Here is a 12,445-nt window from a genome sequence, read left to right on the forward strand (position 1 = left end):
ATGAAAGAGAGTAAGACAATGCTTTTCTGTTTGTTTTATAGCCTGTTATTGCATCTTTCTGAAACAACTGAAATAGGGATGGCGTCATTTTTTTTAAGGGTAAGCCTGCTTTCATGGCAAATCAGGCCTGACATACTTCCCTTTGGTTAGTACAGACTGTTTTAGGAACTTCCGCTTCTGGCACGAAGCCGTTCACAGCAGAAATTCTTGGCTGCTAAGAACAAAAGCTAGTCAATTATTGCAGATGGTTTTTCATTCTCGGGCGACCAATAGCCACCACTGCCATGGTAGGTTTCAGCTCCCAATGCGAACCGAGTCCCACAATGCTTACAAACAAAATGATAATCAACTATATCGCCCCATATCATCTTTTCAGCACACTCATGAAAGCTGTATTGGTTCCAATCATCAGTTGCTTTAATTTCGGTCAGAACCCCTTCGCTGAGCGCATGCTTTGCAATGCGGATTGCTTTACGTAATTGTTCAGGTTGACGGATAACGTATTTAACACATAAATCTAGACACTGGCCACAACTCATAAAACAGCCTCCATAATAACGTTAGCTATATCCGCTTCTGGCACGAAGCGGGCAGTGTGCAACATGATCTGCAGTGAGAGGCCAGTGGAAGTTCGCGATTTTCCTGGCGGCTGATCGATACTTTACGATCATAGCCGCGTATTTATCTATGGGGAGCAGATCAATGCTTGTCTGTCTGAACCTGAACGAAGGGGCGGGCGTAAAGATAACTGTTTATGACACTTCATCCTAACTGCTGTTAAAATAACATTTCTCCTCGTTATGAGATGCTATGTGCCGCCCAACACTGATAAGGAGTTCAGATGTCTATCTGGCAGCCAAAGAGCCATGAAAATAGCCTTAAATTGCTACTGAGAGATATTCCTGATTGTAATTGGGTGCCTTGTATCGAGATGGCCGTAGGTGGTTTAACCGAAGTCGCTTTTTCACGTAATTATAACCACTTGCTCCTGATAATTTCCTCTTCCGGAAGAGGGGTGCTTGATTGTATGAGTGGAGAGATTATTGCCAGAGATCATGAAGAGTATGGTAACTGGTACGACTCAGTTGGCCTTGCATGTGCAGGTATAGGACCGCTGAGCGGTGAGACTCTTTCCATTGCAGGTCTGTGTGGCGGTGGTTTACCAATGTATAACCGGTATGGAGAGGCCCTGGAGCGAGTGTCGCCAGGGTGGCCTCTGGAAATGTTAATCTGGTGCCCGCCGGGTAAGAGTGCATTAATTGCCTCCCATAAAGAAGGGTGTCTCAGACTTGCAAATGATTACTTTCGCTGTGTTGGTTTCTCATGGGATGGTGAGTTAATTATATCGGCAACAAGCAGTGATATTACGGTCTGGAAAAGACAGGGTTGATTAATCTGGCTGCTACGTGGTGTTAAAAATGACGGAAATGGACAATGAGTTTTTAGAATATGATTTGGACTGGTTTTTATCCAGCCAGGAAGGATACCTCGCGCATTTTGCAACAGCTGGTCAAGGTCCTGTTCCTGAAAGGATCAAAGCTTCTGCCGAGAACTATAATTTTATTCTTGATTATATATACACACTGGAATCTTTGTCAGAGGTTAGTGTTATAAAAAGTAATATTCCTTCATTTTCAAATGAGCAGCAACGTTCTCGCTACTTACGTTCTTTTGTTGAAATGTCAAGCAAAGGATTGTTCAGCTACGACTATGAACAAGGTGAATATAGATTAATTTCGACACCCCAAAAACCTTTGAGATATGAATCATTGCCAAATGAAGTGAAAAGCGCGATCTATGTTTCAGATGAGAAGATAGAATTAAAGATGTAATAGGGTAGTATGATCCGCGCCCAGTTTTTTGATACTCAATAGCCATAGAAACGTCCGCTGTTGGCACTTAGTAGTCAGGTAAAAGGACCGCTCCGTCAGTTAAGAGCGAAAAACAAAAATTTGCATCCCCAGTGAGTGAATTTATTAAGTAGAAACATTCAAAGCCAGATTAGAACTCGCTTGGGGTTGTGCCCATCATTGAACGAAATGCAGCAGAAAACGCGGCAGGGCAGGAAAAGCCGAGTTGGTAGGCGATCTGTTTAACGGATACACCATTAGAGAGAAGGTCTAATGATGTATATATTCTGGCTCTCTGTTTCCACATTCTGAAGCTAAAACCTGTGTCGCGTAAAAAATGGCGGGAAAAAGTACGTTCCGACATATTCGCAATATCAGCCATCTCAATTAAGGTCGCCTCCCACCGATGGCTGAGCATCAATTCTCTTGCGGTACGAGTGCTTCATAGAATAGTGGCAACCCAGTCAGAAAACGCGCGAACGGCCGGAGAAAGAAAACGCTGATGTGGGTAAAGTAATGTGACCGGAACTGATGGCGGCTGCCAGTCAGCCATAACCTCAACAAGTCTTCCTTCCTGAAGATTCTCAAAAACGATGCTTTCAGCAAGCTGTGCCAGCCCAAAACCGTCAAGACACATTTTAATATAGAGTCCCGTTTCATTAACGGCGGCATTTCCCTTTACTGGCACAGACAAAGTCTCAGTGCCACGCAGGAAATGCAGTTCATCCGCGCGCCTGGCAGAGCCGGAAAAGTAGTGAATGGCCCGATGCTGTGACAACTCTTCAGGGCTATCAGGAATACCATACTCCCTGAGATAGTCCGGTGAGGCGCAAGTGATCCACCGAAAACGGCCAAGCGGACGAGCCACAAGCGTAGAGTTATTCAGCTCCCCCGTCCTGATTACGCAGTCCACGCCCTCCTGAACGAGATTGACCTGTCGATCGCTTACTCCAATCATCAGGTAAATATCCGGATAAAGCCGGTAAAAGTCTTTCAGGTTTGGCATAACGATGAAATGGGCTATCCCACTCGGCATATCAACTCGCAGACGCCCCTGTGGTCGCCTGACGGAATCCTTCAGGCCGGATTCCGCATGTTCGATTAATGAGAGAATTTCCCTGCACTCACTGAGATACTGCAAACCTTCTGGGGTAAGGCTGACCCGTCTCGTTGTCCGGTTAAGCAGGCGTACCTGTAGATATTTCTCAAGACTTTTAATCGTACTGGTAACCGTTGAAGCAGGCAGTGAAAGCGCTTCTGCCGCCCGCACGAAGCTTCCGGCTTCAGCCACCCGGATAAAGATCTGCATAGCCTGTATACGATCCATTTCTTCCTCTTCCCGGCAGTCAGTGAATCTTATTATTCGCAGATTATGAATTATGAAAACGGTTTGAGCACCTTTTTAAGGTTAATTGGGTGACGTATCGTTTTCCTGATTTTCAGGAAAGAGGCTGTATAAATGACCGATTACATCAGAAACATTGTTAATAACCAGGTTGTAAACCCGCCTGTAACGTTGATTCGGGGCGCAACAATCCTGAGCATGGATGACAGCGTGGGTAACATTGAACGCGGCGACATTCTTATCAGTGGTTCAACCATTACCGCCGTAGGTCAGAACCTGAACGTACAGGATGCGCACGTAATAGATGCCACGAACATGATTGTCATGCCGGGGATGGTGGATTCGCATCGTCATTCATGGGAAGGTCAGTTGCGCCGCATCAACCCAAATGCCACCTGCCTAGACGATTACAGCAACGCCACGCACTTCTCTTTCGCCAAATACTACCGCCCTGCCGATATCTATGTTGGTAACCTGCTTACCGCTCTGGGGGCTATTGACGCAGGTATCACCACAGTGATTGATAATTCGCACAATAGCCGCACCGCTGCGCATTCGGACGCCGCCGTAGAGGCCCTGCTTGATTCGGGTATTCGCGCCATCCACGCCTCCGGTGCACCGGTCTCGGGCGAATGGGACAGAGCGCACTGGCCGGGCAACTGGCAACGCCTGCAGGAGAAGTATTTCAAAAATAACCCCGAGGGGCTTGTTACTCTTGGCGTCATGGCACAGTTGGAGCCAGAGTTGTGGGCCGAGGCCCGCAGGCTGGGACTGCCAATCGTCACTGAATTCTTTGGCGCTGAAATGGCCTCTGAACTTGAATCACTGCATCAGCAGGGGCTTCTTGGGCCGGACAATATCTTCAATCACTGCACGTCATTGCCTGACGAGGGATGGAACATCCTGCGGGAAGCGGGTGTTCGCGTGAACGTCTGTCCCCGCTCCGATGCGCACTATGGCATCGAAGACGGTATGTATGCCATTGAGGCTGCGCATCGCCACGGCATCAGCCCGGGACTCAGCGTTGATAACGAAACGTCTTACAGTACCGACATGTTTATGGAAATGCGCGTGGCATTTTACCTGCAGCGGGTGATGGGCATACACCAGCAGCACTGCTGCGATCCCGCACATTCGCTGAAAACTCTTCCAGCAGCACAACTCCTTAAAGCAGCGACCGTCGACGGTGCGGCCTGTGCAGGGTTGCAGAACAAAGTTGGCAGCCTGACGCCGGGCAAACAGGCCGATCTGATCCTGATTAACGCCAGTGACATCAACCTCTACCCGTCCGGGAATGCCTTTGGCACGGTGGTACATGCGACGGAGCGCAGCAACATCGATACCGTCATGATCGGCGGACGCATCGTCAAGCAGAACGGCAAAGTCCTGGGCGTGGACAGCACGCGTCTTCGTGCAGCCATTGATGAATCGCGTGAGCATCTGTTTGCCGCCGCCGGATATGAGCCTGACATTTTTGCGGAAACCTTCCTACCTCTGAAGTAAGCACACTGACAGGTAAACGCATGAGCATGATTTATTACGCCATCGCTTTTGCAGCAGGTCTCGGGATCACCCTACAAACCACCCTGAACAGCCAACTGGCACGAGGGCTCGGGGGCGATCCTGTCACCGCCGCGTTGTTTTCCTTCGCTGCCGGAGCGTTCAGCCTTGGGATTTATTCACTGCTGCGCGAGGGATCATTGACTTCGCTTGCGGCCATTCCGTCACAACCGTTGTGGAGTCTGGCGGGAGGTCTGATCGGGGCCTGCGCTCTGTTCAGCTATGTCGTACTCGCACCCAAAATCGGATTTTCAGCCCTGCTCGGGTTGGCGATTGTCGGACAGTTACTTTCATCACAGATGATTGACCATTTTGGTCTGCTGGGTGCCATACGAAGGCCGGTTTCGTTGCTCAGACTGGGCGGAATGCTGGTCATGCTGGCTGGGCTTGCCGTCATGCTCTTTGGCGATCGCCTGTCACAACGTTTTCTGAACTGACAGAGAAAACTCATACGCCCGTGGCGTCAGAAACTCATCCACTTTACGGCAGGGAATCCCTGCCTCTCTAAGGTAATAAACAATGCTTACTATTGCAGCTTATACCAGCAATGAACTGGGAGAGTGTCCCCTCTGGTGCGAAAGGACACGTCGCCTGTACTGGACAGATATTGAGGGGAGTGAATTACTCGCCATCCTGGAAGGCAGTGAAGAAATCAGCCGTTGGCCCTTACCGGAACGCCTCGGCTCATTTGCGCTGACCAATGAAGAACACATTCTGCTGATGGGGTTTGAATCCTGCCTGGGTTATTACGATTTGCAGAGCAATACGTTTACCCTGGTTGCCGCCTCACCCGGTGCACCCGGTACGCGTATTAATGACGGCCGCTGCGATCGTGCTGGCGACTTCGTATTTAGCACGATGCACGACGGCTATCCGGTGGAGCCCATCGGTAAATTTCACAGGCTAAATTCTGTCAGTCTGGAAACGGAAACACTCGACCTGCCCGCTGTTGCCATTCCTAACAGCATCTGTTTCAGCCCGGATGGGGGCACGATGTATTACAGCGATTCCATGCAGGGACGAATCTTTTGCTGTGATTATCCTACGCTCGACAATCAGCGAATCTTTACGGAAGTCGAAGGCGGCGGAGCGCCTGATGGTTCCTGCATTGATGCACAGGGTTATCTGTGGAACGCCGAATGGGGTGGCAGTCGGGTTGTTCGTTACAGCCCAGAGGGTGAAACGCACAGTATTCTGTCTGCTCCTGCCATCCAGACTACCTGCCCGGTGCTCGGCGGTTCGTCACTGAACACGCTTTTTTGCACCAGTGCACGTGTTGGGCTTACTGAGCCAACCACCTATGACGGTGCACTTTTCAGTATCCGGTCACCATTTTTTGCCGGATTGCCAGAAAGCCGCTTTGGCTTAATCTCATCCAGGCGTTGCAGGCGGAAGCGGATGAGGCACTGATGCTGGATCCGCAATGCGCGACTGATTTCTCAAGTAATAAGGAAAAGGACAACATTGTGTTTTCTTTCAGACGGAATTGTGGTGTGGAAAGTCAACCGTTACCGTGAGCCCGCCTTCTGCAGACGTACTTAGGTATACGTTGCTGTTGTGTTGCTGCGCAACCGCTTTGACTATTGCCAGTCCCAACCCACTCCCGCTTTGCATCTGATTGGGATCGCGAAAAAATCTATCGAACACACGCTCCCTCAATTCAACTGGAATACCGGGCCCTGCATCTGAGACACGTAACTGCGTGGATTTATCTAATGATCGTACATCTACCTCAACCCGTCCGCCCTCAGGACTGTACTTCACGGCATTTTCAATGACATTGTCAATCAGCGACATCAGGCGTTCCCTAACAGCGGTAATCCAGATTTCATCATGGGAGTAGAATTCAAGCTCAATCCTGCGCCCAGCCGCTAGCGGTGCCAACGCTGCCATTCGCTCTTGTATGAGCGTCGTCAGCGGCACAGGCTCCATAACCGTGTCAATGCGCGCTTCGCTGTGCATCAACAGCAGCAGTTGATTGACGAGACGAGCAGCACGGCTATTGCTGCGAATAATCCCTGCAAGCAACGCCTGTTGATTATCGCTGCTTATATAGGACTGCAAAGCCTCAACATTGATTCGCATCGCAGCCAGGGGGGTACGCAGCTCATGAGCGGCATCTGCAATGAAAACCCGTTCCCTTTCAGCACTTTCTCGCACTCTGGCAAGAAATATATTAATCGCGTCCACCATTTGGCGAAGCTCCCTGTGCTTTGGTACTTCTTTTAAGGGAGAGAGATCTTCTGGAGTGCGTAAGGCAATTTCATTTACCACCTTGTTCCAGGGTCGCATTGCAATGCGGATTGACAGCCACGCGGGAAACAAGAGAAAAGGAATGCATACCAGCAGCGGCAATATGTAGTATCCACGCGAGTTCAGGTATATAAAGAAATTCCAGCCTCCGGCAGGAGTGACCAGCGTGACCTCCGCATCGGAGTTCCCGGACTTTAGCGTACGGCTAGTCCAGGTGCGACCGTCGCTCTGAATGCTCTGAATTTTCCCATATTGGGTGTTTGTCACCCCTGCCGGAGCGCCATCAGATGAATAAATTATCTCTTTACTCTTCCGAACGATTAGGCTGATTGACAGTTCTGGATCTTCCCCCCCGCCATAACCTTCCTGCAACGCCTTGCTGAACGTTTCCAGCACATCAGTTAGATCCTGCGGACGATCCCCCATACGATCAACCAATGTAAGAATGGTTTCGTAAGTCTTGTTGCCCAATAGCATAGAGGGGCTACGCAAGTTCTCCCATAAAATGTAGGTCAGAAAAAGACACCAAAGCAGCGTAAGCAATAGCATTTGGGCGATCATAATTCTCCGTACGAGCGTTGGGATTTTTAGGTGGCGCCAAAAATTGCGCATCAACCAGCCCCCTTCTGAATCGGTACGGTATCAATGACATACCCTACGCCCCTCACCGTTCGCACATAGCCCTCGCCGATTTTGCGACGCAAATTACCCATATGCACATCGAGAGGATTGCTCATGTTTTCTTTTGCACCGAATATCTTTTCTTCCAGAAATCGTCGTGTAAGCACGCGGTCAGTACGCAACATTAACGTTTCAAGCAGCGCGTATTCACTTGCAGTCAAATCAACATTACGTGCACCCACCGTCACGCGTCGCGTCGGCACATGGAGGGATAATCCTCGAATTTCTATCACCTCATTCTGAAAACCGTAACTGCGCCGCGCAAGTGCTCTAACCCTGGCCAACAACTCAGCGAGAACAAAAGGTTTGACGAGATAGTCGTCTGCACCGGCATCCAGCCCAGCCAGACGATCTTGCAGAGTGCCTCGGGCAGTCAGGATGATCACGGGGATTCCCTTGAACTGCTGACGCAGGCTCGCCATCAGGCTCATGCCATCACCGTCGGGCAGGCCGAGGTCGAGCAATACAAGTTCTGGCACGCAGAGATCGAGTTGATGCAGCGCATCCACTTTACGGCGCACCCATATAACATCTAATCCTTGATCCTCAAGGGCAATGCGTACGCCATTGCCGAGATCGAGGTCGTCTTCAATTAGGAGAATGTTCACAATAGTTACTTTATCAACAGTGAATGAAGAACGTCTGAAGAAAAAACCGGTATCAGGAAATCTATCAGATTTGCAGCTCGGTACTGACTTCAGTATTTCTTCATTTTTGGCTCATGAGAACTTCAGGGTGAGCATTCAAACTGAGCGTTCTGGTGTTTAAAACCGCTTGTATCGTAATCAGTTGAATCCACAAGGACTTCTTTAATGAGAAACATCAACCTGCATCATAAGTTCCTCCATTCGCTCTCGGGCCGTGCCCTGAGAAAACTATTGTCAGGCGCTGTCCTGGCGTTACTGTCCACCCCAATACTGGCAGCAGAACAGAAACAGGGCAACGAGTTGACTCTTGGGGGAGGCGTGGATGTTGCGCCACGTTATTCTGGTTCGGATGAAAGCCGCGTCACGACTGCCCTGGTGATTGATTACTCTATGGTAAATGGTTTCTTCGTCAGCACCACGCGTGGTATCGGTTACGGTAACAGCATCGGCAAGTTGGATTACAGCGCTGCGCTGAGCTATCGCGCCGGCCGTAAGGATCGTGACGTGGACAGCGACTCGATCAGCTACGGTAGCGACCACTTGCGAGGTATGGGTGACGTCAAAGGATCGGCTGTCGGTGTGCTTGGTCTGGGGTATAAGGTGACGGACTGGCTTAATTTACAAGTGCAGGCTGAGGTGCCGGTTTCTCAACGAAGCAATGGTGAAGCCCTGCATTTTGGCATTATCAGCCCGCTCTATACGTCATCGAAAAATTCCGTCACGCTGGCGCTGACCAGCAGTTGGGGGACGAGCGAGTACATGCAGACTTACTACGGGGTAAATGCATCACAGTCGGCCGCATCGGGATTTGCCCAACATGATGTCGGATCTGGGATTTATGCCTATTCACTGAACGCTGACTGGACGCACAAGTTCAACCAAAACTGGAGCATGATTGCCGCAGCAGGCTTTACACAGTTGACTGGTGATGCGCGCAATAGCCCAATTGTTCAACGAAAAGCATCGCCTACCGGAAGCCTGAAGGTGACATATAGCTTCTGATTGTTGTTAGCTGTGTGCTTCCAGGCAGCTTGTGGCTATACACCGTCAATCAATACACATTCGAACCGCCCCAGTTCAGATGATGGGGCGGTACTCGGCTCACCCACTCGTCCTGCTTATGCCCTGTAAATCAGAGCATCTGCCTCATCTCAGGGGCCCCATAAAAATAAGGTTTTCTGAATAGATTCATCTGATGACCTGAAGTCACGCTTTCTGTCGGAAGTGTTAGTCTCCCGTCAAACCGCCCCATCCGCTTTTGGCACTTAGCAGTCATGCCAAAAAGAGATCAGGTCTCCAATGAGCGAGAAGCGGAATTTAAAAATTATTCTACGTAATAGTTGAAGGCTTATCTTACATGGGAAAATCAATCAGAAGTTAATTGCTCCAATGTAATGAATGGTTTTTCTAAAAATCAGAAAATAACCCTCCACCATACAGTTCTTTAAGATATTTAAATGGTGCTTTATAGATGGAGGGGAGTGCTGAAGCTAATTATTTATTTTATAATTTAATTTAAATTTAAACCCTTGTGGAGAAATGATCCTTCCACTATTTTCACTCTCATAGGCGCCCCATGAATGCTCATCATGTCGCTGGTTAAAATTCGCTTCGGTGACACTGTATTGATTAATCAATACAGATGCTTTGGTATTGTTTGAGGTGATGTTTTCTACCACATCAAATAACGACTTATCTATTCTAGTGCTGAATTTTATATGAGAAACTCCGCCTTCAGTTGGGTGTCTGAATCTGTGGCTGAATACTACTTTTTCTCGCTCAAAGTATTTTAATTCGGCAATGGACTGTGGGGAAAATTCGAAGCCTTCCCCTTTCACATAATTTGATAACTCATTCGCAGAATTGTTTGCACCAGCGAGATATAATTGTTTGATTACCGATCCCCGAATTATAGCCTTAGTAAGGTCCTGAGTATCAACCTCTGAAATGATTTTGTCAAATTCACTCCAGTCAGGATCACAGAAGTGTATAAGTGCATTTTGGGGATTGTCAAACTGCGGAATGAAAATCCCACCCACGAGCCCTATTTTAATTTGGCTAACGGGGTTTTTTGTTAAGTTTACCTTTTGGCCTATTCCCTTCGTTATGGCTTTATGTAAATCTTTTATTTTATTTTGTGTACCTTTACATTCAAGAGCGATGATTCTTCCAAAATTATCTAAGCCAATGTAGTCAGGAGTTTTACCTTGACCATTTTTAGATTTTTTTAAAAGAAGATGAGTAAGGTTCAATGTTTCCAATACATAAATTGCATCAATGAACCCCTGAAAACCTAGAGTATCGATTAATGTAAACGTAGTTGAGCCAACGCCTATCTCATCACTTAAAATGGTTTTTTGGTGAGGATCTATGTCTTTCCATTCTTTACGAAGTCGTAAGTCAGGAGATGTCTTTGAAAAGGCGGGGAAGTATCTTAGCCAGGCCCAGAAGTCAGACAAATTAAAACCAGTAAGCTTAGGAGGGCGAGTCCACAATGCGGTATGGATTAGCATGCAGTTGACATCGATTTTGTTAACATTGGTCAGAGGGATATAGTATTGACCTTGACCCTTAGGAAATGAATTTGAATTAATAGTTACTGTAATGTTTTTTTTCATAGAACATCCATTTAATGAATATATCTAAGGTAGCTGAAAAGGCAGTTGTCAAACCAGAATTTTACGGACTCGTTGGCTCACTTTCAATGATGAAAAGCCTATCAGGTTATCATTATCTTTTTTGGCACAAAAATTAAATGAGCATCTCACCCTTGGTTTAATACAATTATCCGCTAATAAGGAAAGTTTAACGAAGATGGTGAGTATGAGCATAGGTTGCCTGCCATAATGCCTGCTTCGTGTCATAATCTCGAGTTAATGTCTTTATGATAGTTATCAGTTTCCGTATTCAAGCAGGTTATATACAGTGTAGATAATAATCCAGCATTTAACGATAGCAGTAAAATAAATATAAATAACAGTTAAATTTTGTGAGCGCATGGGTTATGCTGCATGATTAACCTATCCTCTAAAAATTGATGCAGAGGCAACTTAGAAACGTCCGCTGTTGGCACAGAGCAGCCATGCCAAAAAGAGAGCTGGTCTCCTATGAGTGAGGGTAGACATCTGTATCCCCAATGAGTAAATTTATTAAGTAGAAATCGTCAAAGCCAGATTAGAACTCGCTTGGGGTTGTACCCATCACTGAACGAAATGCAGCAGAAAACGTGGCAGGACAGGAAAAGCCGAGTTGGTAGGCGATCTGTTTAACGGATACACCATTAGATAGAAGATCTAATGAGGTATATATTCTGGCTCTCTGTTTCCACATTCTGAAGCTGAAACCTGTGTCACGTAAAAAATGGCGGGAAAAAGTACGTTCCGACATATTCGCAATGTCAGCCATGTCAATTAAGGTCGCTTCCCACCGATGGCTGAGCATCAGTTCTCTTGCCGCACGAAATAAACGCTCATCACGCGGCACAGGGAGTTCCGCAGGCACGAATGACATCATTAGTGCGATAAATATATGCCGTCACTTTTAGGCTGAGAAAAAGCCCCCGGCTGAGACAGTCGTCGGGGGCTTATCGGAACAACATTGAGAAAGTTAAAGACCCAGCTCCGACAGACCTGGATGATCATCCGGACGGCGACCCAGCGGCCAGTGGAACTTGCGTTCACTCTCTTTAATCGGCATGTCGTTTATACAGGCGAAGCGGCGGTGCATCAGGCCATCTGCTTCAAATTCCCAGTTTTCATTGCCATAAGAACGGAACCAGTTACCCGAGTCATCATGCCATTCATAGGCGTATCGCACAGCGATGCGGTTGTCAGTAAACGCCCATAGCTCTTTAATCAGACGATACTCAAGTTCTTTTTTCCACTTCCGCGTGAGGAAACCTTTGGCTTCTTCGCGATTGGTTGCAAACTCAGCGCGATTACGCCATTTGGTGTCCAGCGTGTAGGCCAGCGATACTTTTTCGGCATCTCGGCTGTTCCAGCCATCTTCAGCGAGTCGCACCTTCTCAATCGCCGTTTCGCGAGTGAAAGGAGGAAGTGGCGGGCGAGTCTGTTTATCGGACATGGTAGAGCCTCCAGAAAATTTGGATA

General features: G+C 47.9%; 12 protein-coding genes and 2 pseudogenes. 6 read left to right on the forward strand and 8 right to left on the reverse strand.

Annotated features, from left to right (window positions below; translation table 11 throughout):
* Positions 1-227 precede the first annotated feature (227 nt).
* Entirely contained in the window at positions 228-539 is a 312-nt protein-coding gene (locus QWJ20_RS14845) for a hypothetical protein (protein ID WP_433992865.1), read from the reverse strand.
* 302 nt (positions 540-841) lie between these two features.
* On the opposite strand from QWJ20_RS14845, the gene QWJ20_RS14850 reads away from it, so the two are divergent.
* Positions 842-1,390 (forward strand): hypothetical protein, encoded by a 549-nt coding sequence (locus QWJ20_RS14850; RefSeq protein WP_433992866.1) that lies wholly within the window; start codon positions 842-844, stop codon positions 1,388-1,390.
* Between the two features lie 28 nt (positions 1,391-1,418).
* A complete protein-coding gene (locus tag QWJ20_RS14855; protein ID WP_226301515.1) occupies positions 1,419-1,832 on the forward strand; it encodes a hypothetical protein in 414 nt (137 codons plus the stop codon).
* Positions 1,833-2,001: 169 nt separating this feature from the next.
* Here QWJ20_RS14855 and QWJ20_RS14860 read toward each other — a convergent pair.
* Positions 2,002-2,286 (reverse strand): annotated as a pseudogene (locus tag QWJ20_RS14860) (helix-turn-helix domain-containing protein); the annotation flags it as partial.
* A gap of 6 nt (positions 2,287-2,292) precedes the next feature.
* Complete coding sequence (locus tag QWJ20_RS14865; RefSeq protein WP_433992867.1) at positions 2,293-3,177, reverse strand: LysR family transcriptional regulator; 885 nt, start codon at positions 3,175-3,177, stop codon at positions 2,293-2,295.
* A 132-nt stretch (positions 3,178-3,309) separates the two neighbouring features.
* Between QWJ20_RS14865 and QWJ20_RS14870 the strand changes: the two genes are divergently transcribed.
* From QWJ20_RS14870 to QWJ20_RS14880, 3 genes are all read left to right on the forward strand, one after another.
* Positions 3,310-4,698 (forward strand): amidohydrolase family protein, encoded by a 1,389-nt coding sequence (locus tag QWJ20_RS14870; protein WP_433992868.1) that lies wholly within the window; start codon positions 3,310-3,312, stop codon positions 4,696-4,698.
* Positions 4,699-4,718: 20 nt separating this feature from the next.
* Complete coding sequence (locus QWJ20_RS14875) at positions 4,719-5,192, forward strand: DMT family transporter (protein ID WP_433992869.1); 474 nt, start codon at positions 4,719-4,721, stop codon at positions 5,190-5,192.
* An 82-nt stretch (positions 5,193-5,274) separates the two neighbouring features.
* Complete coding sequence (locus QWJ20_RS14880; RefSeq protein ID WP_433992870.1) at positions 5,275-6,165, forward strand: SMP-30/gluconolactonase/LRE family protein; 891 nt, start codon at positions 5,275-5,277, stop codon at positions 6,163-6,165.
* 66 nt (positions 6,166-6,231) lie between these two features.
* Here QWJ20_RS14880 and QWJ20_RS14885 read toward each other — a convergent pair whose 3' ends face one another.
* Together QWJ20_RS14885 and QWJ20_RS14890 are read right to left on the reverse strand one after the other, a co-directional pair.
* Positions 6,232-7,620 carry a sensor histidine kinase gene (locus QWJ20_RS14885; RefSeq protein WP_433992871.1) on the reverse strand — a complete coding sequence of 463 codons (1,389 nt, stop codon included), beginning with the start codon at positions 7,618-7,620 and terminating at the stop codon, positions 6,232-6,234.
* Positions 7,620-8,297 carry a response regulator gene (locus QWJ20_RS14890; protein ID WP_014915965.1) on the reverse strand — a complete coding sequence of 226 codons (678 nt, stop codon included), beginning with the start codon at positions 8,295-8,297 and terminating at the stop codon, positions 7,620-7,622. The genes QWJ20_RS14885 and QWJ20_RS14890 overlap by 1 nt, the downstream gene beginning before the upstream one ends.
* Before the next feature lie 204 nt (positions 8,298-8,501).
* Between QWJ20_RS14890 and QWJ20_RS14895 the strand changes: the two genes are divergently transcribed.
* Positions 8,502-9,338, forward strand: coding sequence for a MipA/OmpV family protein (locus QWJ20_RS14895; protein WP_433992872.1), 837 nt, complete (start codon positions 8,502-8,504; stop codon positions 9,336-9,338).
* A 488-nt stretch (positions 9,339-9,826) separates the two neighbouring features.
* On the opposite strand, the gene QWJ20_RS14900 is transcribed toward QWJ20_RS14895, so the two are convergent.
* The 3 genes and pseudogenes from QWJ20_RS14900 to QWJ20_RS14910 form a co-directional block, all read right to left on the reverse strand.
* Positions 9,827-10,954, reverse strand: a complete 1,128-nt coding sequence (locus QWJ20_RS14900; RefSeq protein ID WP_174877932.1) for a hypothetical protein — start codon at positions 10,952-10,954, stop codon at positions 9,827-9,829.
* A 556-nt stretch (positions 10,955-11,510) separates the two neighbouring features.
* Positions 11,511-11,831 (reverse strand): annotated as a pseudogene (locus QWJ20_RS14905) (helix-turn-helix domain-containing protein); the annotation flags it as partial.
* Between the two features lie 111 nt (positions 11,832-11,942).
* Entirely contained in the window at positions 11,943-12,419 is a 477-nt protein-coding gene (locus QWJ20_RS14910) for a DUF1348 family protein (RefSeq protein ID WP_095700008.1), read from the reverse strand.
* Between the last annotated feature and the right edge of the window lie 26 nt (positions 12,420-12,445).

The sequence above is a fragment of the Pectobacterium sp. S5 genome, assembly GCF_051707265.1.
Lineage (GTDB): Bacteria > Pseudomonadota > Gammaproteobacteria > Enterobacterales > Enterobacteriaceae > Pectobacterium > Pectobacterium polare.

What these genes read in the sequence shown, in the direction of transcription:
- QWJ20_RS14845 (WP_433992865.1), bottom strand. Translation starts at nt 539, where the DNA reads ATGAGTTGTGGCCAGTGTCTAGATTTATGTGTTAAATACGTTATCCGT.
- QWJ20_RS14850 (WP_433992866.1), top strand. Translation starts at nt 842, where the DNA reads ATGTCTATCTGGCAGCCAAAGAGCCATGAAAATAGCCTTAAATTGCTA.
- QWJ20_RS14855 (WP_226301515.1), top strand. Translation starts at nt 1,419, where the DNA reads ATGACGGAAATGGACAATGAGTTTTTAGAATATGATTTGGACTGGTTT.
- QWJ20_RS14865 (WP_433992867.1), bottom strand. Translation starts at nt 3,177, where the DNA reads ATGGATCGTATACAGGCTATGCAGATCTTTATCCGGGTGGCTGAAGCC.
- QWJ20_RS14870 (WP_433992868.1), top strand. Translation starts at nt 3,310, where the DNA reads ATGACCGATTACATCAGAAACATTGTTAATAACCAGGTTGTAAACCCG.
- QWJ20_RS14875 (WP_433992869.1), top strand. Translation starts at nt 4,719, where the DNA reads ATGAGCATGATTTATTACGCCATCGCTTTTGCAGCAGGTCTCGGGATC.
- QWJ20_RS14880 (WP_433992870.1), top strand. Translation starts at nt 5,275, where the DNA reads ATGCTTACTATTGCAGCTTATACCAGCAATGAACTGGGAGAGTGTCCC.
- QWJ20_RS14885 (WP_433992871.1), bottom strand. Translation starts at nt 7,620, where the DNA reads ATGCGCAATTTTTGGCGCCACCTAAAAATCCCAACGCTCGTACGGAGA.
- QWJ20_RS14895 (WP_433992872.1), top strand. Translation starts at nt 8,502, where the DNA reads ATGAGAAACATCAACCTGCATCATAAGTTCCTCCATTCGCTCTCGGGC.
- QWJ20_RS14900 (WP_174877932.1), bottom strand. Translation starts at nt 10,954, where the DNA reads ATGAAAAAAAACATTACAGTAACTATTAATTCAAATTCATTTCCTAAG.
- QWJ20_RS14910 (WP_095700008.1), bottom strand. Translation starts at nt 12,419, where the DNA reads ATGTCCGATAAACAGACTCGCCCGCCACTTCCTCCTTTCACTCGCGAA.